Source organism: Trichocoleus sp. ST-U2, assembly GCF_039961875.1.
Lineage (GTDB): Bacteria > Cyanobacteriota > Cyanobacteriia > Cyanobacteriales > FACHB-T130 > FACHB-T130.
Window position 1 is genome coordinate 10,436 of the sequence record NZ_JAMPJY010000031.1, and the last position, 25,838, is coordinate 36,273.

The following is a 25,838-nucleotide window of genomic DNA, read 5'->3' on the forward strand; positions in this document are numbered from 1 at the left end:
AGACATCGGAAGTTCCCCTTGTCCACTTACAGAGCAATATCTATGATTTCCCTGCCTCAGGTTGCAATCACAGCCAAAATCTACGAAAGTGCTAATTCGCTGGTATATCGAGGGATACGAGAAGACGACAATACACCTGTCATCCTCAAGGTACTCAAAGAAGATTATCCCACTCCAGTCGAACTCACCCGCTACAAACAGGAATATGAAATTACGCGATCGCTCAACATAGATGGGGTTGTTAAGGCTTACAGTCAGCAAGATTATCAGCGAACTCTAGTGATAATTCTTGAGGATTTTGGGGGCGAGTCCTTAGCGAAATGGATGCAGGAATCACCCCAAGCGTATTGCCCTCTTCCCTTAGCCCAATTCTTGAGCCTCGCAATCGCAATTACAGAAATTTTGGGCAGCATTCATGCTACCAACGTCATCCACAAAGACATTAACCCAAGTAATATTGTCCTCAATCCAAACACCGGGGTTGTCAAACTTATCGACTTTGGCATTTCCACCCAGTTAACCCGCACCAACCCTACATTTAAGAATCCTAATGTTTTAGAAGGCACCTTAGCCTACATGTCGCCCGAGCAAACCGGAAGGATGAACCGAACCCTGGATTATCGCACGGACTTTTACTCTCTGGGTGTCACCTTCTACAAACTGCTTACAGGACAACTGCCTTTTCCGACGACAGATATTCTGGAACTGGTGCATTATCATATTGCCAAACAGCCTATTCCACTGCATCAGGTGAATGCACAGATACCTCCAGTCATTTCAGGCATCATCATGAAGTTGATGGCAAAGAATGCCGAAGAGCGCTATCAGAGTGCCTGGGGACTCAAAGCTGATTTGTTGGAATGTTTACGGCAGTTAGAAACAACGGGTGAGATTGCAACGTTTCAATTAGGTAATCAAGATATCACTGACAAGTTTCAAATCCCGCAAAAACTGTATGGAAGGGAAGCGGAAGTTGAGACGTTACTAACTACATTTGAGCGAATAGCCGCAGGGAAGGCAAAGCAAGCAGAATTGCTGTTGGTTGCAGGCTATTCCGGTATCGGCAAGTCAGCACTAGTCCAAGAAATTTATAAACCGATTACCCAAAAGCGTGGTTACTTCATTTCTGGTAAATTTGATCAGTTTGGGCGCAATATTCCCTACTCGGCTGTCGTCAGTGCTTTCGCAGGATTAGTGCGGCAACTCTTAAGCGAACCGGAACACCAATTGCAACAGTGGCGAGACAAACTCTTAACAGCGTTGGGAACAAACGGGCAGATTATTATCAATGTCATTCCGGAAGTAGAACTTATTATTGGTAAGCAGGCACCTGTACCAGAAGTTGGAGCGACTGAAGCTCAGAATCGGTTTAATCGAGTTTTTCAAAAGTTTATTCGGATGTTCTGTTCACCAGAACATCCCTTAGTTATCTTTCTGGACGATCTACAGTGGGTTGACTTAGCAACACTAAGGTTGATCGAGTTGATGATGACGGATGTAGATACTCAATACCTGTTTTTGATTGGGGCATATCGGGATAACGAGGTTAATCGAACCCATTCATTGATGATGATGCTAGAGGAACTTAGAAAAGAGGGAGTAACAATCAGTCGGATTACGTTAGCACCTTTAGGGCTGGAGGTGATCATACAACTGATTGCCGACACATTACACGGTGAAATCAGTACAGTCAAACCCTTGGCAGAATTGGTAGTACACAAAACAGGAGGAAATCCTTTTTTTGTTAATGAATTTTTTAAAACGCTGTACACCGAAAACTTACTAGCTTTTGATTTTGATAATCTAATCTGGCGATGGGATATCCCTCAGATTGAGTCAAAAAATATTACTGAAAATGTGGTGGAATTAATGATTGGCAAGTTGAAGAAACTTCCCTATGTCACGCAGCAAATTTTAAAGCTAGCCGCTTGCATTGGTGCTAATTTTGACTTAACTACTCTCTCTATTATTAGTAAAAAAACACCCAGAGAAGTTTTTCCAGAGCTAATTCTGGCAGCGCAGTCTGGCTTGATATTGACAATATCCGAATTGGATGAACAGCTATTAGTCCAGGATTATAAATTCCTCCATGACCGAGTACAACAGGCGGCATACGCCTTAATTGATGAGCCGCATAAGCAAGCAGTTCATTTACAAATTGGTTGCAATCTCCTCGAAAAAACGTTACTAGAGCGCCTATCAGATCGGCTATTTGAAATTGTCGATCATCTGAATTATGGGATTGAGCTGGTCGCCGCTCAACCCGAACGAGACGAAATTGCTCGATTAAATTTAATTGCAGGTCAGAAAGCCAAAGCAGCGATTGCCTATAGTATGGCTAAAAAATATTTAGCGGCAGCAAGAGTTTGGCTGGAAGCTTCTAGCTGGCAAACCAACTATGACCTGACCTTAGATTTATATTCAGAAACAACAGAAGTCGCGTACTTGTGTGGCGAGTTTGAGCAGGTAGAATCCTGGGTAGCAATTGTTTTACAAGAAGCTAAAACGGTTCTCGATACCGTGAAAGCTTACGAAGTCAAAATTCAAACTGACATGGCGCAGGGTCAGTCCTTGAAAGCAATCGATACTGCTTTGCAAGTTTTACAACAATTTGGGATCAGTTTTCCCGAAAAGCCGAGTCAGGCAGATATTGATCTTGAACTAGACACAATCACATCTCTCATCAGTGAAAAGTCGATTGGAGACTTGCTCCATTTGCCTCAAATGACCGAGCCGGACAAGTTGGCGGCGATGCGAATCCTATCCAGCATCACGGTTGCTGCCCATATTACTGCTCCTTATTTGCTGCCTCTAGTTGTGTCTAAACAGGTCAATTTGTCAATCCAATATGGCAATATGTTTGTATCTTCCTTTGCGTATGCCTTCTATGGATTAATTCTTTGTGGGATGGTCGGAAATATAGAGTCTGGGTACGAGTTTGGACAGCTTGCTCTCAGGCTGTTGTCACAACCCCATACCCATTCACTCAGAGCTAGAACATTGCTGTACGTAAATGGCTTCATCAACCACTGGAAAAAACATATTAGAGAATCACTGGAGCCATTACTAGAAGCTTATAAAAGTGCACTAGAAACTGGTGACTTAGAGTTTGCTGCCTATGGCGCTTATTCCTACTGCTACCAATCGTTTCGCGTTGGGAAAGGACTCGTGGAACTTGAACGCGAGATGAGAATATACAGTGAAGCAATTGGTCAAATCAAACAGCAAGCAGTGCTCGCCTGGACTCAAATCTCTCAGCAGTCTGTCTTAAATTTGATGGGACGCTCGGTCAAACCAACCTGTCTAATTGGCGAATCCTACAATGAAAATATATTGCAACACAATGAAATAAATGAAAGACCAATCCTTCTAGTATTCCTTCTAGTATCTTTTTACAAACTTTTCCTATGCTATCTATTTTCTGAGTATGCTCAGGCAATTGAAAACTCAACCCTAGCAGAAAGTCATCTGAGCCTAGTAACAGGGGGCAGCCTTCAGGCTTCATACTATCTCTATGACTCTCTGGCAAGACTGGCAACCTATTCCGAAAGCAGCGTTCAAGCCCAATCTGAAATCCTCAAAAAAGTTGCCCTTAACCAGGAGAAAATGAAGCAATGGGCACACTATGCGCCCATGAATTTTTTGCATAAATATCATTTAGTCGAGGCAGAGAAAGCGCGAGTTTTGGGACAGTGGTTTGAAGCGGAAGAGTTCTACGAACAAGCCATTCAAGGTGCTAAAGACAATGAGTATATCCAAGAAGAAGCATTAGCCTATGAATTGGCTGCCAAATTTTACCTATCTCGTGCTAGAGAAAAGATTGCCCAAACTTACATGAAAGAAGCTCACTATTGCTATGAACGCTGGGGAGCGATGGCAAAGGCCAAACATTTAGAAATCAAATACCCGCAGTTACTGACTCAATCTCCGAATGTGAATCGCACGACTTCCACGCGCACGACCAATCCTAGAACGACCACAAGTAATAGTTCGGGAGAAGCCTTGGATTTAGCGACGGTAATGAAAGCTTCCCAAGCAATTTCTGGTGAAATTGTGCTAGAGCAGTTGCTCAGTTCATTAATACAGATACTAATTGAGAATGCTGGGGCGCAAACAGGTTGTTTGATTTTGCACAAAGATGTTGAATGGGTGATTGAAGCTAGGAGTGAGGTGGATTCTTCAGTAGATGTAGATGCCTATACCACCAGAGTTTTGCAGTCAATTCCAATTGACAACTATCTTCCTGTAGCAATCATCAACTATGTCGTTCGCACGAAAGAAAGTTTAGTCTTGAATGATGCCACCCGTGAAGGCAGCTTTACTGATGAGCCTTACATTAAAGAGCATCAAACCAAATCTATCTTGTGTGCGCCACTGCTCAATCAAGGCAAACTGGTCGGGCTTTTTTACTTAGAAAATAATCTAACGGCTGGAGCCTTTACACCAGAGCGATTGGAAGTATTGAATCTATTATCCTCCCAAGCAGCCATTTCAATTGAAAATGCTAACCTCTATACTCAGCTAGGGGAATACAGCCGTTCGTTGGAACAAAAGGTGTCTCAACGCACTGCTGAACTTGCCGAAGCCACTCGACAAGCGCAGGCAGCAAACCAAGCCAAAAGTACTTTCCTGGCAAATATGAGCCACGAACTGCGTACTCCTCTCAATGCAATTCTGGGCTTTTCTCAATTAATGAGTCGATCGCAAAGCCTACCTTCCGAATACCAAGACAACCTGGGTATCATCACCCGCAGTGGAGAACACCTGCTCACCCTGATTAATCAAGTCTTAGATTTATCCAAAATCGAGGCAGGACGCACGACACTCAACGAAACATCCTTTGACCTCCATTGCCTTCTAGATGATTTGGAAGATATGTTCCAACTCAAGGCTGAGAATAAAGGGTTGCAGTTACTGTTTGAGCGGACGCCAGAAGTACCCCAATTTGTACGCACTGATGAAGTTAAGTTGCGTCAAGTATTAATTAACCTGCTCAATAATGCGATTAAGTTTACCTGTGAAGGGGGCGTATCAGTAAGGGTAAGGTCAGTAATCGGTAATGGGGAAGATAGCTCCAATTACCAATTACCAATTACCAATTACCAATTGCAGTTTGAAGTCGAAGATAGCGGAGCTGGCATTGCTTCTGAAGAGCTAGATAGCTTGTTTGAAGCCTTCATGCAAACAAGAACAGGTCAACAATCCTCTGAAGGGACGGGTTTAGGATTGCCTATAGCACGCTCGTTTGTGCAACTGATGGGAGGTGAAATGACTGTTAGCTCCCAAGTGGGGCATGGTAGCCTTTTCAAATTTGACATTACTGTTAGCGTAGCTGAAACGGCTCAGAGCAACAGCCAACAACCAACCCGCCGAGTCGTTGCCCTCGAACCAAACCAACCAACCTATCGCATTCTGATTGTGGACGATCGCTGGGACAATCGACAACTGCTAATCAGGCTGCTTTCCAGGGTTGGCTTTGAACTACTCGAAGCGACTAATGGTCAACAGGCGATTGAACTTTGGGAAAACTGTTCGCCGCACATCATCTTAATGGATATGCGGATGCCCGTGATGGATGGCTATGAAGCAACCAAACGCATTAAAGCCACTACCAAAGGTCAGGCTACAGCAATAGTTGCCGTCACGGCTAGTAGCTTCGAGGAACAGCGAGCGATTATCCTTTCTACGGGTTGTGATGATTTTATCCGCAAACCCTTTAGAGAAGCAGACATCTTTGATGCCCTGCACAAACATCTCGGAGTGAGCTTCGTCTACGATGAACCCGTCGCCTTACCCACTTCAACCCAAAACGAGACGAATGCCATAACTCCCGATGCCATAGCTGCCTTACCTACGAATCTAGTGGCTAATCTCTACCAAGCTACAATCGATGGCGATAAAGATTTAATGTTGAGTCTCATCGACCAAATCCGCTCTTCAAATAAACCCCTAGCCAATGCCCTCGCTGCATTGGTTAACAATTTCCGGTACAAGCAGTTATTAAATTTAACTCAATTTGCCATTAATTCAAAATGAGTAATCCTCAAAATACTTTCCTAAAATGTAATATTTTAATTGTTGATGATAACCCTGCAAATTTGGAGCTTCTAGGCGGAATTTTGTCTGAGCAAGGGTATAAAGTGCGCCTCATGCCGGACGGTCAACTGGCTCTGAGGTCTGTCCAGTCAACTCGACCTGACCTGATTTTGCTGGACATTCTGATGCCTGAGATGGATGGCTATCAAGTCTGCGAAAAGCTAAAAGCAGATGAACGAACCAAAGATATTCCCGTTATTTTCGTCAGTGCCGTGCATGAAGTGTTCGATAAAGTGAAAGCATTTTCTTTGGGTGGAGTAGATTACATCACCAAACCCTTTGAAGCTAAAGAAGTTTTGGCTCGTATCGAGACTCAATTGCGGATTAGTCGGCTCTCTAAGCAACTTTTAGAGCAAAATGCACGGTTAACTGAGCAGAAGGAACTCCTGCAAACAATCTTTGACCATATTCCTGTAATGGTGACTCTTTATGATGCTAACGGACGAATTCAATTGGTCAATCTGGAGTCAGAACGTGTATTGGGATGGTCTCATACAGAACTAGAAAACATCGATTTGATAGCAGAATGCGTTCCTGACCCAGAGTATCGCACCTCAGTTTTGGAACACATGTTCGCCGCTACTGGGAAATGGCAAGACTTCAAAGCCAGGATTCGCGATGGGAGCTATCTGGATACATCCTGGGCAAGTATTCGGCTTTCTAATGGTATGAGTATTGGAATTGGACAGGACATCAGTGAACGGGTTGCTGCTGCGCTACGCGATCACAAACAGGCACTAGAGGCATCTTTGCTAGAAGAACGCAACCGCATGGCTCAAGAGATTCACGACACCCTAGCGCAAGCCTTCACAGGCATCATCGTTCACTTGGGAACCGCCTCACGCAAAATTACGGTAGATCCGGCGGCAGCACAAGAACATATAAAGGTGGGGCGCGATTTAGCTCGCTCTGGACTCACCGAAGCCCGTCGCTCAGTGGAAGCACTGCGTCCGAAGTTGTTGGAGGATGGTGACTTATGCAGCGCTGTGCGTTGCCTGTCGTCACAGATGTTTTCCCATTCCAGTACCCATACTATCTGCGAAGTGTTGGGTAAGGCATATCCCCTGCCTCAAGATGTAGAAAATAATGTACTCCGAATTGGGCAAGAAGCATTGACCAATGCCTTTAAGTACGCCAGAGCTAGTGAAATCCGAATTGAACTGGTGTATGAGACAAGGCAGTTTATTTTGCGAATCAAGGACAATGGGCAGGGGTTTGAAATCAACAGTTTTTCTGTGGAAAACGGTTTTGGTCTAATGGGAATGACAGAACGTGCCGATCGCATCGGCGCAAAGCTAACAATCCAAAGTCAACCCGGACGAGGAACGGAAGTTGTCGTATCGCTCGATAGGGAGTAGGTGATCGTGAACCAGTCAAACATCATTCGCGTCTTGGTTGCCGACGATCATCCCGTCGTAGCGCAGGGGTTGGTAGCGTTGCTCGAATGCGAGGCAGATATTACTGTTGTCGGACAAGCCTATGATGGGTGCCAAGCAGTGGAACTGTTCCACCAACATCAGCCCGATGTAACGTTAATGGATTTGCGGATGCCTCAATTGGATGGTGTTGCTGCTATTAGTGCTATCTGCGCCGAGTTTAATGATGCCCGGATTATCGTGGTGACCACCTACGATAGTGATGAAGATATTTATCGGGGGCTTCGGGCAGGTGCAAAGGGTTATCTGCTCAAGGATGCTGAACCTGACGAACTTCTGGTAGCGATTCGCACGGTTCACAGAGGTAAAAAATACATCCCACCTGATATAGGAGCCAAGCTGGCCCAGCGATTGAGCAACCCCCAATTGAGCGATCGCGAGTTGGAAGTCGTCCGTCTGATGGTTGCTGGCATGAATACCCAAGAAATTAGCACGGCTGTGTCTATTGCTGAGAGTACCGTTAAGTTCCATGTCAACAATATCTTGAGTAAATTGGGAGTCAATGACAGGACTCAAGCCGTCATCGCAGCAATTAAGCGAGGGATAGTTAATATCTAGGGGGTGGGTGAAGCAGGAAACAGGCCTCAATCTAGGCAGATCCAAGATTGTCTAAGTTCTGTAGAACGATCTACCACATAAACCAGCTAATCGGCATTTATAGCAGTCGCTAAGGCAATAATTACTTGCTATGATTTATAAAGAAAATCTTAATAATTCTCTAGCTCTTATAGTATTTAAGGTTTAGAGCGGATATCCTAATAGACTTCATACAAAAGACCACTGCGGTACACCAAAAGTAGTACCTAGTACCTAGCCGCAAGTTAGAGTAATTTCTTCATCTCAGAGTCAGCTTAAGGCTGACCTTTTTTATAGGTGAAAAAACTAACTTCAATCCGGCGACAACAGCAGGCAACTTCTCTACACTGAAACCAAGGATAAATCAGGTAGGAGGTTTTATGATATCTCGTCGTTGTCACAAATCATTTTTTTACTTCAATGAGTCAGGCAAATGAGGGTAATAGGCTATCTGTTCCTCCCTCAGAACGCGATCGCATCCAAGGATCACTCGACGCCCCAGTAGTACTAGTAAAGTACGGCGACTACCAATCTCCTGATTGTAGCGAGACTCACAGGATGATCAAAGTGATTCAGCAACAACTAGGCAATCGTCTAGGGTTTGTCTTCCGCCACTTTCCCCAGGTGTCGATCCATCCCCAGGCTCAAAAGGCAGCGGAAGCTGCTGAAGCCGCAGCCGCGCAAGGAAAGTTTTGGCAGATGCACGACACGCTGTTCCAGCATCAGCAGTCATTGGATAACGGTTATCTCGTTGAGTATGCCAATGAACTAGGACTCGATATGCCTCAGTTCCTTCAAGCTATGTGGAGGCACGTTTATGCCGATCGCGTTACCGAAGACGTTGAAAGTGGCTTACGCAGTGGTGTCACCACTACTCCAACGTTATTCATCAACGGTATTCGTTACAGCGATGCTTGGAACGTCGAGAGTTTATTGGCTGCGATCGCCAGAATAGAAAGCTCCTAAGTAAGTCAAAAGTTAAAAAAGAAACCTCACAATGGCTCAGTATTTGAGTTGTTGCTCGCAGACAAGTTAAATGCAGACTAGCTGAGCAGATGTAACCGGACACCGCAAGATTACCGAATCACCGTACAAGAGGATATGACCGATGATGAATTACAAACAATTGGTTGTGGGCTATAGTTTCCTGAAGAAGCTTCAAACCCTCGATTGGCAAACCATCCGTCATCACCTACTCAACTCTGACGAGGGTCGAGACTTCACAAGAGCGCAAGCAGCGCGTGCCATCTGGCAGTACAGTTTGTTTCTATTCCTAGCACGGCAATATCCGGGTATGCAACTGGTACCCACCGAAGAAATTGATGCGGTTTTGCACGCTCATATTGCCACTGATCGACAATATCACGACGATTGTCAAACTCTATTTGGTGGCTCCATACATCACTCGGCGGGACTGGGCACAAGAGGCGATCGCGCAGAATGGCTTGAGGCGTTCGATCGCACAAAACAACTGTTTGAAAAAACGTTTGGTCGAGGTGCGATGGGTTATTCAACCCCTGCTGCCTGCGACATACTTTTAGCATTCAATTAAAAACCATGAGTACTCAAGGCTCCTTAACGGACTTTTCCTTAGTAGAAATTCTTCAGTTTATCAAGAACGGAAAGAGAACTAGCTTGCTGACGCTGAGTAATTTATCCGTATCTAGAAAGAGTGGCTTGAGCAGCGCAAGACTAAAATTTTTAGCAACTGGGCAATGCACCAAATTGCTGAGCGGTATAAATCGAACTCCCATTATTCTAGAATGTTAGCTGCCTCCTAAAAGAGCTGTATCAAGAGTGAGGACTAAAGTGCGTGCCTCTTCTGCTTCAGGTAGCATTCCTAAAACTTCAAAGTTGTTAAACGCTTCAATTGCCCACTGCCGCGCCTCACTTAGATTTCCGTGCGCTCTGGCTAGACTCGCTAATGAATACTGGCAGAAGGCAATGCGAACCTTATCTTGGTTAACTTGGGCAACATATAATCCTTCTGTCAGAAGTTTGTGGGCATCGTCCAGTTCTCCTTGCACAATTGCAATGTCAGCCAACCAATTTTGAATAGAAAAGATGGCTCTCCGCCAATCAATTGTCTGAGCATAGTTGAGTGCTTCAGAAAACAGTGGCTTGGCTTTGTCGTAAGCTTCTTGCTTAAAACAGATCTCGGCTTGGTAGTAACGGATTTGTGTCAGCCATCGCAGTCGTTGTTCCTCTGGAAGTTCAATATTCGTTAAGAACTCTAATGTTTGGTTGAGCCACGACTGAGCCTCGTCAAATCGCCTCTGTTGAATCCGGAGAATCGCCAGATGTTTAGACAAATTCATCTCAAAGAATCGATCTTGATACTGTCGTAGATCCCAAGCTTTCATGAAAAGTGAATCGGCTTCATCTAACTGAGCGGGTTTTCCCATTGCCGTAAGAGTCTCGCCTCGATCCACTACAATCTCTGCAAGGATTGACCAATCACCTCGTTGTTCTGCCGTTTGAATCAGGGATACCGTCCAAATCAAGCGATCGTCCCAATGTCCCAGGCGACTTTTCCGGCTACCCATGATATGAGTGTATGCCTTCGTGTTCCGCCAAAGATCGAGCAGAGCGGCATAGCGTCCTTCAACCACACAAAAGTCAATGACAGCTTGTAAATTCAACCATTCCTCTTCTAGCCCCTCAAACTGAGCCTGCCACTCCTGGGCATCTTGCCCTCTATACTTTTGGGAAAAGCTTAAGTACCAGCCGATCCAGCGATCACGTGCCTCACTCTCAAAGTCCGGGTGAGCAGCCAATTCAGCAAGCGCATACTCTTTGGTTAAGGGTAAAATGCCATAACGGTTTTCTTCATGCTTCACCAAAGAGAGTCCTCGCAATCTAGCTAAGGCGTTCTTGACAACATCAGCTTCAGCGTCCGGTACTGCCACCTGAACGAGGGCTTCTCGTAATGCAGACACAGGAAATAGGGCAAGCGACATCAGAAGCTTGTGCGCGGCTTGCCCTCGCAGGGGTTTCACTGAACTCTCAAAACAGAAGCGAGCAACATCCCCTGTGGTTTGAGACATTCGTTCCAGCACTTCCTCCATCGGGAAGCCATTCGCCAACTGTCCAATGGCATAACTGATGGCAACTGGGACACCTCCAGTTCCTTTGTAGAGAGCTTGAGAATCTTCTGGACTCAGGATTACTCCTTTCTCTTGCGCTTCATACTGAATCAAGTGGAGAGCATCTGGCTGGGGCAATGAGGTCAAACGCACGGGGACAAACATAATTTGTTCGCGGGTAGTGATGACTGTTTTCACCGTAGGTGGCAGTTCGTACAGAAATGCCAGGACATCCTGCTGGTTTTCGATCGTCTCCAGATTGTCCACAATCAGCAGGGTGCGCTGGTGCGACAGAGAATCTTTAATCAGGTCTACTTGCTCTACAAAACTAGCTCCGGTGATGTCTAAGTCGTCTAGAGTACGAGCGATCTGGCGGAAAATGTCGTTGAGCGTGCGTCGAGGAGCAAGGCTTTTCAAAACACCAAAGGGAGTCAGGTAAGATTCTTTGGCAGAGGTAAAGATAATCGCCTCAAAGGTAGGTACGCCAAGGAAAGCTCCATCACCGTAACTAGTACGCAGGCAACGATAGGCGGCTTCCACAACTAAGGTTGTTTTCCCTACACCACCGATGCCATCAATACTGATCAAGTGGGCTGCGTGGTTAGGTGAAAGCAGTTCCATCAATCGGGCAACTTCCTCCTTACGACCAATGAAGGTTGTACAGCTCGGAGCGGGTAAGTTGTTCGGCACCCGTTTAGAAGGCTCTATAGAAGGTGGAGAGGATAAAGGAGGAGCTAAAAATGCAGAAGAACTGTCTTCTTTCTTTAGACTGTCTGGGTTTGATTCCTTCAGTAGTTTCTGTAGCACAAGTTGAACAGTATTGACCCTTACTTTCTGCCCTGTAGCGTTTGACAGTAGCTCCCAAAGTTCGGGGCAGAAGACCCTCTGGATGGTGCTGTCAGCGTACCCAATCACGCGAATATCCTTGAGTTTGCTTCCTTGCAAGGCTTGTTCGAGGATGCACGCTTGGATATCTCCTAAAGCTTTGCCCGTTTTAGCAAGAATTTGATTGTTCGCTACTCCGATCAATTGTGATATTTCTTCGATACTCATCAGCCAGCCAGAAAGGGGTGCTGTATTGAGCGTAGCTTGGATGATCTTCAGGAGTCACCCATCTTGAATAAACTGAAGAATTAAGCTGTAAATTCTGAAGATTTTGAAGGGGATGGCTGAAGATACGGCTGAATTTTGAGACACAAAATGAATTTGATCTCAATTATTGTTCAAGTAATCGTTGTTTATTGTTTCAAAACTAGACGAGTTTCATTTTTTTAAAAGCTCTACAGCCGTTACTAAATAGGACAGTAAGATATGTACGCTCTTTCCTCTGTAGAAAATTTTTCTTTAGAAAAGTCAAATCGCCGCTCGACGACTTCCAAATTCCCTTTTAAAGCTAGACGCAGCCGGGGGGTTATACTCAGCTTTCACGGCTGGGACAAGTTCCAAGCTGCCAAAACTCAAGCCGAGTTTGATGAAAACTATGGAAACCGCTTCACTCTTGAGGATCTAAGTGATCGCACAAGGTTGGCTTTGAATACCATTACCAAAGTCCTAAAACGCACAGAGTCTGTAGACAAGCAGTCATTGCAGTATGCCTTCCAAGCCTTTGGGTTAGAGTTGAGCGAGAGTGACTATACCCACCCCACTTCCCTGTTTGAGGCGTTGCAAACCCGGCAGGATAACCCGCAGCAGGACTGGGGGGAAGCAGCAGATGTGTCCCAGTTCTATGGGCGAGAGGAGGAATTATTCCAGCTTCGGCAGTGGAGCATAGCAGATCATTGCAGATTAGTGGCACTCCAGGGGATTGGTGGAATTGGCAAAAGTACGCTGGCAGTGAAGTTGGCGCTGCAAATTCAAACGGAGTTTGAGATAGTGGTGTGGCGAAGTCTCCGAAATGCACCACCATTGGAGGAGTTACTAGAGAGTATCCTGTCATTTGTACTGCGGATACGGGGAGAAAACCCAGTGATACCCAATAGCATAGATGGAAGATTATCCATGTTGATGGAATGCCTGCGTTCCTCGCGGTGTTTGCTAATCTTAGACAATGCCGAGACGATTTTGAGCAGTGGGGAACGGGCAGGGCAGTGTCGAGACGGGTATGAGGAGTACTCTCAACTACTCCAGACTGTTGGAGAAGTGCCGCATCAAAGTTGCTTGCTGCTGACGACGCGGGAAAAGCCCAGCGCGATCGCATTGCTCGAAGGTGAGAAGTCAAAAGTGCGATCGCTATCATTGAAGGGACTCAAAGCCGAAGCAGGGCGAGAGTTGTTCCAGCAAAAAGGGCAATTTGCAGGTTCAGAGGCAGAGTGGAGCCAACTGAGCAAACACTATGGAGGCAATCCTCTGGTATTGAAGCTGGTGGCAGCAGCGGCCCAAGAGCTTTTCAATGGCACAATTGCGGAGGTATTTAAGTATGCACAGGAGGGAGTTCTAGCCTTTGAACACATCCGCGATCTCTTGGAAGGGCAGTTCAATCGCTTGTCTGCGTTGGAGCAGGAAGTGATGTATTTGATGGCGGTTAGTCAAGAACCCGTATCCTTTGCTCAGTTAGAGAAGGACATCGTCACAGTCGCCTCCAGGCGCAAGCTGCTAGAAGCAATGAATTCCCTATTGATACGGTCGTTAATTGAGAAGGACGGAGAATACTTCTGGGTGCAACCCGTTGTGATGGAATATGTCACGGAGCGATTCGTTGAGCAGAACTGTAGCGAGATTGAGACGCAACAGATAGAACACTTCAGGAGTCATACCTTGGTCAAAGCGCAGGCGAAGGACTACGTGCGAGAGTTGCAAGAGATTCAATTATGGCGGGCATCCGCTTAATTCGGAAGAGGCAAAAAACGGATAGAGAGTCCTAGCCCAAACTTTAAAGATTTTAGCAGAACCCAACCTAGACAAGTAGCTCTTGTCAGCAATAGCTAATAATTAGCAATTCTAGAAAGACTTATGTATCGGTCAAATGATACAGTCTAGCTACTTTCATAGGCAGAAACTTGAGATGAAAGGGTGTTATCTAGAAAAATGGCTTTTGACTAGCAGTGTCTTGTATGCACTCTTTAGCTCTAACCTTTGTGCCGCACAAGTAGTTGGAGATACAACACTGCCACTAGGTGAACAATCGCAAGTTACAGGCAATCCCAATTTCCAAATCGATGGTGGAGCAAGGCGGGCTGGCAATCTATTCCACAGCTTCAGCGAGTTTTCTGTTCCCACAGGCGGTACTGCTTTCTTCAACAATGCGGCTGACATCCAGAACATCTTCAGTCGGGTTATCGGGGCATCGATTTCCAACATTGATGGGTTGATTCGAGCTAACGGCACTGCAAACCTTTTCTTGATCAACCCCAATGGCATCATCTTCGGCGAGAATTCCCGTCTGAATGTGGGGGGTTCGTTTGTAGCAAGTACGGCAAGTAGTATAAAGTTTGCCGATGGCACAGAGTTCAGCGCAGTGAATCCATCCATCCCACCCCTGTTGACTATCAGTGTGCCTATAGGTTTGCAGTTTAATGGCACGGAAGGCGATATCGTCGTGAGGAGTGATAAACCTGAACCCTCTGAACCCTTATCTTCCACCAACCCGTTTACGGAAGTGGAGGATGCAGGGCAAACTCTCGATACTAGTCAGACAGTTAATAGCCAATTTTCAGGGACAAGCTTTGACGCTATCTCAGGGACACTTTCTGATAACAGTGACGTGGACTTGTACCAACTTTTTCTGACTGAGGGTCAACCCTTTCAGGCAACAACGCTAGATGGGACTGATGTAGATACTCAGTTGTTCTTGTTTGATGCCACGGGTTTGGGTCTTCACAGTAACGATGACAGTGAGGGAACACTTCAATCAACAGTGCCAGAAGACCAGCCGTTTACGCCGACAGTATCCGGCACTTACTACCTAGGCATCTCTAGCTACGATAACGACCCCTTGAGTCCACTCGGTAATATTTTTCCAAACTTAGATGAGTCACCACTGAGTGGTTGGAATGGTAGGGGTGAGGACAGTGGAGCCTACACGATTAACCTCACTAACTCTAACCGCTCAACAGCGAACAACGGAACCGGGCTACAGGTGCCAGCAGGACAAAGCCTGTTGCTAGTCGGTGGCGATGTCGGGTTAGAAGGCGGGCAAATCATTAGTCCGGGCAGCCGAGTGGAGTTGGGTGCCGTGGCGGGACAGGGGATGGTGGGGCTGAATGGCACGGCGGGTGACTGGCGGTTGAGTTTTCCCGATGGTGTAGCGCGGGCAGACGTTTCCCTGAGCAATAGCGCTCAGATAAACGTTCGAGCTGGGGGAGGTGGGAGTATTACCGTTACGGCTCAGAACGTGACTCTGAGCGAGGGCAGTAGACTTCTAGCTGGGATCAACGATGGGTTAGGCTTTGCTGGTACTCAATCAGGGGACATTCAACTTGACGCAATAGATAGGATAGACATAACTGATGTCAGCTTTATCAGCAACAATGTGCGTCCTGGAGGTACGGGTAATGCAGGTAACGTGAATATTAGTGCTCGCGATACCGTCTCTTTGGAGGATATCAGCGCTGTATTCAATGTCGTGGACTCAACTGGTGTCGGTAACGCTGGCAATATCAACATCACGACAGGGTCGCTGGCTCTCACAAGGGGCAGTCAACTGGTTTCCCGCACGAATGGACAGGGAAATGCAGGCAGTGTAAATATTAATGCTCGCGATACGGTTGCCCTAGATGGAGAGAATGCTAATACATTTTCCACTTCAATATGGAGCCTTGTAGGAGATGGCGGCGTGGGTAATGGTGCTGGCATTAACATTCAAGCCCAACAGCTCATCGTGAAATCAAATGCTGGACTGTTTGGGGATGTATTGCCGGGCGGACGGGGACGGGGGGCAGACATCAATCTAGATATCAGTGGCACCATCTTGCTCGTTGGTGGAACAGATTCTGGCTCAGGAGAATCTGCCAGGATTACCTTGGGAGTGCTGCCACAGGCGATTGGGTCGGGTGGAAACCTTCGCATCAGGGCGGGGTCTTTACTCCTACAAGATGGCGGTTTCATCAAAGCCAGTACGCAAGGACAGGGAGACGCAGGCAATATCGACATCAGGGCGGATAGAGTTGATATCTCTGGCAGCGTTCCCAGCAATGGCTTACCCAGTGGTTTGTTTACCAGTAGCGATACGGCGGGCAATGCGGGCGATATTACCATTCATACTCAGACCTTTCGGATTGCAGATGGAGCCGCCCTAAGCGCCCGCAGTCGAGGCGATGGGCAGGGGGGAGATATCACCGTCAATGCCGCCCGCTCCTTTGAAGCGCTCAACGGCGGACAACTGATTACCACCACCTTCGGACAGGGAGGGGCTGGCACTATCACCGTCAATGCAGGAGAGCAGCTTACGATCATAGGGAGCGACCCCAATTACGCCGAGCGCCTTGCTAGATTTCCCAATCCCATCAGTCCATACGTTGCCAACGCCATCACCGAAACAGGTGCAGCTAGCGGCTTATTCGCCAATACCGAGCCTAACTCCACAGGGCGCGGAGGCGATATCCAAATCGCTACCGGACAATTAAATGTTCAAGCAGGGGCGCAACTGATTACTAGCACCTCTGGTAGCGGACGGGCGGGAGACATCACGGTGAACGCTCCAGATATCCAACTGTCGGGTGCGAATAGTGGGCTATTCGCTCAAACCACTACTTCTGCCGATGCAGGCGACCTCACCATTCAGCCACTCGGAAACGGGCAAAGTGTGCGGGTGAACCTTCAAGACGGGGCACAAATCTCTGCCTCCACCTCTAGCCGTGGTAATGGGGGAGAACTCACCATTACCGCTCCTGAATCCATTACTCTCACCGGGAATGGTTCCATTATTGCCGCCGAGACGGGTGGTAGCGGCACGGGTGGCAACTTAAATCTACGAACCGGAACCTTGAACATTCAAAACCAGGCAGAAGTAACGGTCAGCAGTGAGGGCACAGGCAGTGCGGGTTCCTTGTTTGTTGATGCCGATCAAATCTATCTCGACAACGGGGGCAGAATTCGGGCAGACACGTCTGGTGGTGGGGGCAATATCAATTTGCGATCGCCCCTAATTGTGTTACGAAATGGCAGTAACATCACGACTAATGCTAGAGGAAGCGACATTCCCGGCGGCAACATCAACATCGATACAGACAACTTGGTTGCCGTCCCAAACGAAGATAGCAACATCACTGCTAATTCTGAGGATTTCCGTGGCGGGAACGTAACCGTGAGAGCTTCGGGCATCTTTGGCATTGAGTTTAGAGAGCAACCAACTCGCTTAAGCGACATCACCGCCACGGGAGCCAGTTCGGAGTTTAGTGGCACAGTAAACCTGATCACGCCAGGGATTGACCCCTCAAGAGGACTAGCCGAATTGCCTACAGAAGTAGTCGATGCGTCGGACGCGATCACTCAAGGGTGTCGAGATGTTCAAGGCAGTTCCTTCGTAGTCACGGGTCGTGGGGGCTTGCCGCCTACCCCTCAACAAGCCTTGGGAGATGACCCCCGTTGGCGAGACTGGCGCACTCCTGCTAGAGTTAGCCGTCAACCGAACACTCCTGCTAATGGAACTTTACCGCCTTCCACTAACCCCCCCAGCAGTAAATCAGCGCGGGTAGAAGCGACTGGGTGGGTCTTTGGAGCCGATGGAAAGGTCATGCTCACGGCAAGTGCGCCTAATGTGACCTCCCCCAATCGTTGGGGACAGCCAGTTAATTGCGATGGGTCTTGACACTCCCAAAATTTTGGAAAACTCCTATGTCTAAGCGAGTCCGCCAGGCAAAGTTCTTCTTGAAGCGTAGCCCCTTACAGAAGCAAAGATGGCTTGTGTTCATCTTATTAGCTCTGGTGGGAGCGATCGCAGCCGTCAGCCTGCACACCACAATTGCATCAGCGTCGTCAAATCGCCAAGTTGGTAGTGTTGTCCGCGCAGGCGGACTTGGTTTATATAGCCGCGAATTCCATTCGCCAGGGCTTAATTTAACGGCTAAACAATCTGAATCCAAATCCAACTCCCCAAGCCCCCAATACCTAGCCCCTAAACTCTCTGACGCAATCCAACAGGGAAAAGAACTCTACCAAGCCGGACAATTTTCAGAAGCAGTAACGGCTTGGCAACGGGCAGCAACAACGTTTGAAGCTCAAGGGGATGTACTCAACCAAGCCCTAACCTTAAGCTTTCTGGCCTCTGCCTTCGAGCAACTCGGACAATGGACTGAAGCAACCAAAGCCATAACCCAGAGTCTCCAACTTCTGGCGAACAACAAACAACAGACAAGTGATCGCCAACTCATTCTCGCCCAAGTCCTCAACACTCAAGGGAATTTGCAATTAACTCAAGGTCAAGAGTCCGATGCTGTGGAAACCTGGCAACAAGCTGAAGCTGCCTACCAGAAAGCGGGTGATGAAGTCGGGATACTCGGTAGCCAAATTAACCAAGCTAGAGCCTTGCAAGCACTTGGGCTGTACAAACGAGCCACCATGATCTTAGAGGAGGTGGAAAAGACTCTCCAAAAGCAACCCGACTCGGCGCTTAAGGTAGCTGGATTGCGTAACCTTGGTAATACCCTACGTCTTGTCGGCGATCTAGATCGAACCCGTATTGTCTTGCAGCAAAGTTTAGCAATTGCTGAACGATTGCGGGAAGAGTCGCGCTCATCCTTAGATGAAGATGAATCAGCTTCAGACATTAGTGGCATCCTTATGAGCTTGGGCAATACCGTTCGTGCTCAGGGGGAGACTGACACAGCCCTGAAGTTTTATCGTCAAGCAGCAGAAACTGCTCCCTTGCCCACCACTAAAATTCAAGCTCAAGTCATTCAGCTAAACCTGTTAATCGAGGCAAAACGATCGGCAGAGGCTCAAACTCTATGGACTCAAATCCAACCCCAACTTGCTGAACTACCTCCCAGTCGCCTAGCTGTTTATACCCAAATTGACTTTGCCCAGAGCCTGATGAAGATAGGGAGAGAGGGAGGGGGGGGAGTAACTGAACCTATACTCGCCTCTGCTCGACTGTTAGCGAATGCCCTCCAACAAGCGAGAAGTTTAAACGATGCCAGAGCAGAATCTTACGCTCTTGGCAGTCTTGGTACTTTGTACGAACAGACTCGGCAGTGGGACAACGCTCAAGAGCTAACTCGACAAGCGCTAATCCTAGCTCAGATTATTAATGCACCAGACATTGCCTACCAGTGGCAGTGGCATTTAGGACGGCTGTTGAAAGCTCAGGGAGACATTAATAACTCGAAGCCAGACGCGATAGGTTCTTCCCACACACACAAAGCAGGGGTAAACGAAGCCATGCGCGCAAGCGCGATCGCAGCTTACACGGAAGCTGTCAACACCCTCAGCTACCTACGCAATGATTTAGTCAGCATCAATACCGATGTGCAGTTCTCCTTCCGGGAGAGTGTGGAACCCGTTTACAGAGAATTAGTTGAACTGCTTCTACAATCCCCCCAAGGAAGTGAACCCAGTCAGACAAACCTCAAACAAGCTCGTGAGCTCATTGAATCGCTACAGTTGGCAGAACTAGAAAACTTCTTTCGCGAAGCCTGTTTGACGGCTCAACCCGTACAGGTTGACCAAATTAATCCTCAGACGGCGGTCATCTACCCGATTATTCTGCCAAATCGATTAGCCGTTATCCTTTCCTTGCCCAACCAACCCTTGAGCTATTACGAGACTTCTTTACCTCAGAGTGAAGTAGAGCGCATCTTAAGCCAGATGCAACAATCCCTAAGACGCACGTCCTTTACCCAGGAGCGTTTGCCCATTGCTAAACAAGTGTATGACTTGCTACTGCGATCGGCGGAAGATAAGCTAGCCGCAAGTGGTGTCACCACCCTGGTATTTGTGCTAGATAGCTCCTTACGAAACCTGCCAATGGCAGCTCTCTACGACGGTCAAAAGTATCTAATAGAGAAGTACAACATTGCTCTCGCCCCAGGTCTACAATTGCTCCAGCCCCAACCCTTAGAACGCCAACAGCTTAAAGGATTAGTGGGCGGACTGAGCGAAGCGCGTCAAGGCTTTTCAGCTTTACCATCTGTAGCTATTGAAGTTAATCAGATCGAGTCTGAGATACCTTCTCAAGTACTTCTGGATCAAACTTTTACCAGCACAACCCTCCAAAGTCAACTCAATTCAGCGCCATTTCCTGTAATTCACCTGGCAACCCACGGTCGGTTTAGTTCTAGGGCTGAAGATACATTTATTCTTACTTGGGACGATCGCATTAATGTTAAACAATTGGACACCCTACTCCGATCCAGAGAACAAGGTGAATTAAACCCGATTGAATTACTGGTTCTAAGTGCGTGCCAGACGGCAACTGGCGATCGACGGGCGGCTTTGGGACTAGCTGGATTAGCTGTACGCTCAGGAGCACGCAGCACTCTCGCAACGTTATGGTCAGTGAATGACCGCTCGACTGCATTCTTCATGGTAGAGTTTTACCAAGGACTAGGTCAGCCAGGAGTGACCAAATCCCAAGCCGTTCGTACTGCTCAACTAGAACTATTGAAACAGCCCCAATACGAGCATCCTTATTACTGGGCACCTTTCATTCTCTTGGGAAATTGGCTTTGATGCTTGTCATAATGTATGACGCATCTACAGTACGTTGCAGCGAGTAGCAAAAAACAAAAGTAGCTGCTGCACCTCCTAGTTTTATCTAGAACTTGGTAATCAGGGAATAGGGGATAGCTTACTCATGGTTTGGATAAAATTCCTGTTGCCTCTTGCATCCTTTTGGGTTGCCCTGAGTTTAGAACTGGTTATTGCTCCTAGTGTTTTAGCAAGGATACAGACGCAATTAGCTTCGCTACCGGGCAAAGCGCGATCGCACCTCAAAATCTCAAACTATGACAGCTATAATCAGAGGCAAATCAATGCTCAATTACCACCACCGCCAAATAATCCTGACGAGACGACGGGGGGAGGTACGCGAGACGGAGGCAGATGCCCGCAGGATGCAATAACTTCAGAGCCACCTCTCACCGCCTTGAGTCCAGTTACTGAACCGGGGTTAACGGTAGCAGAGCATCCGACATTTCTAGCCTATGTTCCACAAACTACTGCCCAAACGGCAGAATTTAGTCTATTCGATCAAAACAATAAGGGTATTTACCAGACGACCTTTGGTCTGACCAATACTTCCGGCATTGTCAGCTTTAGCTTACCGCCTAATGCACCGCCTTTGGAGATTGGTCAGGATTATACGTGGTCGTTTGCTATGATTTGTGACCCTAAAAACCGACTACAAGACCAATTCGTTCGTGGCAGGATTCGACGAACTAAACTCAATTCAGCCCTGATAAATCAAATCGAAAAGGCAGCACCAAAGAAGCGTGTTTCTTTATATAGAACTGCTGATGTTTGGTATGAAGCAGTCTTCACGCTGTTTGAGCTACAACACTCCCAACCCGCCGATCCGAGCGTGAGTGCAGCGTGGAAAGAACTGCTCAACTCAGGTGGATTGAATTCTCTAGCTACACAGCTAGTTAAAAAATAGTATTCTATCAATTTGTCCCAGCAGTTAGATTGGATTCAATTGAAAATCCCTTTATTTTGTCCCAGCAGTTAGATTGGATTCAATTGAAAATCCCTTTATGTGGACAACGCTGAAACAGCGAATCTGGCAATGGCGTGGGGTATTGATAACGGCTCCTAGTGTAGCTGGAGTATTAGTTGCTCTGCGTTTGGCAGGAGCCCTACAACTATTGGAGTTAGTAGCACTCGATCAATTTTTTCGCCTGCGTCCTCTAGAGCCTGCCGACCCTCGAATTGTCATTGTCACGATTGACGAGTCGGACATTAAGAAACTGAGACAGTGGCCGATGTCAGATGCTGTAATGGCTCGCTTGCTCTTAACACTCAAACAACAGAATCCGAGAGCAATTGGTCTAGATCTCTATCGAAATTTACCAGTCGAGCCTGGTCATCAGGAATTGGTCAAGGTCTTTGCCTCTACACCCAACTTGATTGGTATTAAGACAGTGGTAAAAAAAGCTGACAGTGATGCTGTTGAAGCACCACCAACGTTGCTCCAGCTTGGTCAAGTTAGCGCAAGCGATCTGGTATTGGATACTGATGGCAAACTCCGTCGCAGTTTACTGTATCTGAGAACCCAGGACAATCAACCAATATTAAGTCTGGGGGCAAAACTGGCTTTTGCTTACCTTGCAACTGAAGGCATTACCCCCCAAGAAGTTGACCGTAGCAAGAGCAAATTTAGATTGGGTCGAGCCGTATTTGCTCCCTTAAAAGCAAATGACGGGGGCTATATCCGTGCTGATGTCGGAGGGTATCAGATATTGTCAAATTTTCGCAGACTACGGCATGGCTTTCGTACTATCTCGATGACGGCTGTTTTAGAGGGTCAGATACCAGCGAATTTGATACGCGATCGCATTGTTTTGATTGGTGCAACGGCAGAGAGTATCAACGATCGCTTTTACACCTCCTATAGTACGACGCTGGGTACTGCATCGGCTGGCGTTGAGATTCATGCCCATTTGACTAGCCAACTGTTGAGTGCAGCACTGGACGGGCGACCTTTACTCCAAGGTAGTTCTGAGCCGTTTGAAGGCTTATGGATTTTAGTTTGGTCGGGGATTGGGGCAATATTAGGCTGGACATCGACATCTCCTCGACGGACAGTTATTGCCGTTTTGTTTTTCGGGATTACTCTTTTGGGCAGTGCGTACCTGCTGTTTTTGGCAGGCTGGTGGCTGATTGTGATTTCCCCACTAATAGCTCTAGTTGGGGCTGCCACTATTAGTAACGGCTACTTACTCGCCCGAAACCTGAAACTCTCCCATAAGCAATTGGAAGATTATGCACGGACGCTGGAACAAAAAGTAAAGGAGCGTACCCTGGAACTAGAGCGGGAAACCATCCGTGCGAAACAAGCCGAAGATGCTGCGACTGCGGCAAACCAAGCCAAAAGCACTTTCCTGGCGAATATGAGCCACGAACTGCGTACTCCCCTCAACGTGATTCTTGGCTTTTCCCAATTGATGGGGCGATCGCCTAATCTACCCCTGGAACAGCAAGAACACCTGGGTACCATAACTCGCAGTGGAGAACATCTACTCACTCTGATTAATCAACTCTTAGATTTATCCAAAATCGAAGCAGGACGCGCTACGCTCAACGAAACACCCTTCGACCTCTATTATCTTCTAGACGATTTGCAATGTATGTTTCAGCTTAAGGCTGACAGTAAGGGGTTACAGTTGCTATTTAACCGAACTCCAGATGTTCCCCAACATGTACGCACCGATGAAGTCAAGTTGCGTCAAGTTTTGATTAATCTGCTCTCTAACGCAATTAAGTTTACGAAAGCAGGCACCGTTTCGGTAAGAGTGTCAGCGGTTGTAGGGGCGGGTTTAACCAGGTGGAGTGTGGAGCAACAGACAACTTCGTTAAACCCACCCTTACAGGAATCAGTGGTAAAAGAAAACGGACAACACACAATTACCTTTGAAGTTGAAGATACGGGTTCTGGCATTGCCAAAGAGGAGTTAGACAAGCTTTTTCAACCCTTTGTACAAACGAAAACAGGTCAACAATTGCAGGAAGGGACAGGATTAGGGTTAACTATCGCACGCTCGTTCGTGCAACTGATGGGGGGGGAAGTAACTGTTACTTCCTTGGTGGGCAAGGGTTCTGTCTTCAAGTTTGACATTAAACTCAGCTTGGTTGAAGCCACTGACATCAAAAGCCAACAACCAACCCGTCGAGTACTTGCCCTAGAACCCAATCAACTGAGCTATCGTATTCTGATTGCGGACGACGCTCTTGAAAATCGCCAACTACTAACAAAGTTGCTTTCTCCCTTTGGCTTTGAACTGTGGGAAGCTAGTAACGGTATTGAGGCGATTGAGATTTGGGAGAAATATTCTCCACACTTAATCTTTATGGATATGCGAATGCCCATGATGGATGGGTATGAAGCGACTAAACAGATCAGACTTCGGGAAACAAATAGGAAGGATGAACAAGCCAAGATCCAAACGGGTCAAGCTATAGCAATTGTTGCGGTGACTGCCCATACCTTAGAGAAAGAGCGAACCACTGCCCTTAGAGTCGGTTGCGATGACTTTATCCACAAACCCTTCCGAGAGGCTGACATCTTTGACGCTCTACACAAACATATTGGGGTGCGCTTCGTGTATGCTGAATCCACTGCCGCATCTACTGAAACTAAGGTAGAAATCTTGACTCCAGAGGCAATCGCTGCCTTACCTCCCGATTTAGTTGCTAACCTCCGTCAAGCTATCTACAATCTTGATGTCGAGTTGATACAGACCTTGATTGCTCAAATCAGTGAGTTAAATCAACCCTTAGCAACCGCGATCACTTCTTTGGCTAAAGATTTTAAGTATCGACAGTTATTGGATTTGACACAACCGATAACCTATTAAAAATCAGTGGTATCAACTTCTTTGAGTTAAACACTGAGTTAAGGCGATCAGTTCAGTAAACCTTTAAAGACTTAGTAAAAGAATATAAATCCACTTCCTTGTGTAACAACGTTTTACCGACAAAGGTGAACGCCCCTTGAGGTAATCTGAGCGAGCGAATTGTGCTGTCTACGTAGGAAGCTAGTAGGCCTAATCTTCGCGCTCGCTTAATCGCAAATTGCACTTTGCACTAGCGGAAAGCCCATCAATTACTCATGAGAATCTTTCAACTTCTCAGTAGTATCTGAGAATCAGTTGTTCAATCGAAGTTTTGCCTGCCTCTTGCATTACTTGATGAATTTTTGGAGCCTGCATCCACGTAGCTGCAATCAGTAAGGCAAGAACCGTTAAAGCTCCAAACAAGACTATTTTATTTGTTAGGTTAGGTTCCTCTTGTACTATGGGTTCGTTGGTAGCGGCTTGGATTTTTCCTTTAACAGTCGAACTCCAATTACTGCCACATTCTGACCATAAACCTAAAAGATTGAGATCGTACAAGAATTCATCTCGTGTCTTAGAGGCATTATGGTATTTATCTTCTGACATGATAAGTTCTGAAGTGCTTGCAGGCTGAGTAACTACGGTAACTTCTCCCTGTGCAGTTTTATTCACAAAGTAGGCGATGCCTCGATACATCAATCTATAAGCTACTGGTTGTACAGGAACTTCACTCTGCTTCGCATTCGGATGGATACGATAAGTAACTCTACGGTAAATCAGATTATAAGCGGGACCAGAGCCACGAACTTGCTTAAAGGGCTGTCCTCTCTTCCTGCTTTCAACCTTTGAGGGGTCGTGTTCGTAGCACACACCACGATAGTAAAGCTTCATGTTTTCACTCTTGAGAGAATGTAATGGGGGAGTTTCTTCAGGAAAAAATTTCCTTATTTGAAGGTCTACTAGACTCAATTTCTAATCTTGAAAAAGTGATTTATGTCACTTCTCAGAAGTAATACAATTGCAAATAAACTTGCATCTACAGTTAGCCACTGAGCTGTCAGCCTTCTTTTTTTAGGAGTTTTGGATGCAATATTCTGCGGACTGGAGGGAAACTCATATTTCTGAAAAGCTGCATAATTCATAATGGAATTCCTTTTATTTGATAGATTTGTTGCTCGGAAATCTAAAAGGAAGCTTGAGGATCAGGTTTTAGGTAT

The 25,838-nt window shown here is 46.8% G+C and carries 12 protein-coding genes; 10 read left to right on the plus strand and 2 right to left on the minus strand.

Annotated features, from left to right (window positions below; all coding sequences use genetic code 11):
• Positions 1 to 42 precede the first annotated feature (42 nt).
• The 5 genes from NC996_RS19140 to NC996_RS19160 all read left to right on the plus strand — a co-directional run bounded on the left by NC996_RS19140 (position 43) and on the right by NC996_RS19160 (position 9,660).
• A complete protein-coding gene (locus NC996_RS19140) occupies positions 43 to 6,036 on the plus strand; it encodes a hybrid sensor histidine kinase/response regulator (protein ID WP_190685186.1) in 5,994 nt (1,997 codons plus the stop codon).
• On the plus strand, positions 6,033 to 7,454 hold the full coding sequence (locus NC996_RS19145) for a response regulator (RefSeq protein WP_190685189.1): 1,422 nt from the start codon (positions 6,033 to 6,035) through the stop codon (positions 7,452 to 7,454). The genes NC996_RS19140 and NC996_RS19145 overlap by 4 nt, the downstream gene beginning before the upstream one ends.
• A 6-nt stretch (positions 7,455 to 7,460) precedes the next feature.
• The gene (locus tag NC996_RS19150) at positions 7,461 to 8,090 is read left to right on the plus strand and encodes a response regulator (RefSeq protein ID WP_190685192.1); all 630 of its coding nucleotides are present in this window, start codon (positions 7,461 to 7,463) and stop codon (positions 8,088 to 8,090) included.
• A 438-nt stretch (positions 8,091 to 8,528) separates the two neighbouring features.
• The gene (locus NC996_RS19155; RefSeq protein ID WP_190685213.1) at positions 8,529 to 9,074 is read left to right on the plus strand and encodes a DsbA family protein; all 546 of its coding nucleotides are present in this window, start codon (positions 8,529 to 8,531) and stop codon (positions 9,072 to 9,074) included.
• A 142-nt stretch (positions 9,075 to 9,216) separates the two neighbouring features.
• Positions 9,217 to 9,660 carry a hypothetical protein gene (locus NC996_RS19160; RefSeq protein WP_190685216.1) on the plus strand — a complete coding sequence of 148 codons (444 nt, stop codon included), beginning with the start codon at positions 9,217 to 9,219 and terminating at the stop codon, positions 9,658 to 9,660.
• Between the two features lie 214 nt (positions 9,661 to 9,874).
• Here NC996_RS19160 and NC996_RS19165 read toward each other — a convergent pair whose 3' ends face one another.
• The gene (locus NC996_RS19165) at positions 9,875 to 12,223 is read right to left on the minus strand and encodes a tetratricopeptide repeat protein (RefSeq protein ID WP_348260009.1); all 2,349 of its coding nucleotides are present in this window, start codon (positions 12,221 to 12,223) and stop codon (positions 9,875 to 9,877) included.
• Between the two features lie 282 nt (positions 12,224 to 12,505).
• On the opposite strand from NC996_RS19165, the gene NC996_RS19170 reads away from it, so the two are divergent.
• The 5 genes from NC996_RS19170 to NC996_RS19190 all read left to right on the plus strand — a co-directional run bounded on the left by NC996_RS19170 (position 12,506) and on the right by NC996_RS19190 (position 24,642).
• Positions 12,506 to 14,020, plus strand: coding sequence for an NB-ARC domain-containing protein (locus NC996_RS19170; protein ID WP_190685221.1), 1,515 nt, complete (start codon positions 12,506 to 12,508; stop codon positions 14,018 to 14,020).
• A gap of 205 nt (positions 14,021 to 14,225) precedes the next feature.
• Positions 14,226 to 17,939, plus strand: a complete 3,714-nt coding sequence (locus NC996_RS19175; RefSeq protein WP_339380288.1) for a filamentous hemagglutinin N-terminal domain-containing protein — start codon at positions 14,226 to 14,228, stop codon at positions 17,937 to 17,939.
• A gap of 26 nt (positions 17,940 to 17,965) precedes the next feature.
• Entirely contained in the window at positions 17,966 to 20,800 is a 2,835-nt protein-coding gene (locus tag NC996_RS19180; protein ID WP_190685227.1) for a CHAT domain-containing protein, read from the plus strand.
• Between the two features lie 124 nt (positions 20,801 to 20,924).
• Positions 20,925 to 21,725 carry a DUF928 domain-containing protein gene (locus NC996_RS19185; RefSeq protein WP_190685229.1) on the plus strand — a complete coding sequence of 267 codons (801 nt, stop codon included), beginning with the start codon at positions 20,925 to 20,927 and terminating at the stop codon, positions 21,723 to 21,725.
• A gap of 97 nt (positions 21,726 to 21,822) precedes the next feature.
• Positions 21,823 to 24,642, plus strand: coding sequence for a CHASE2 domain-containing protein (locus NC996_RS19190; RefSeq protein ID WP_339380289.1), 2,820 nt, complete (start codon positions 21,823 to 21,825; stop codon positions 24,640 to 24,642).
• A 273-nt stretch (positions 24,643 to 24,915) separates the two neighbouring features.
• Here the strand turns inward: NC996_RS19190 and NC996_RS19195 are convergent, their stop codons facing one another.
• Positions 24,916 to 25,512 (minus strand): DUF4278 domain-containing protein, encoded by a 597-nt coding sequence (locus tag NC996_RS19195; protein WP_190685232.1) that lies wholly within the window; start codon positions 25,510 to 25,512, stop codon positions 24,916 to 24,918.
• Positions 25,513 to 25,838 lie beyond the last annotated feature (326 nt).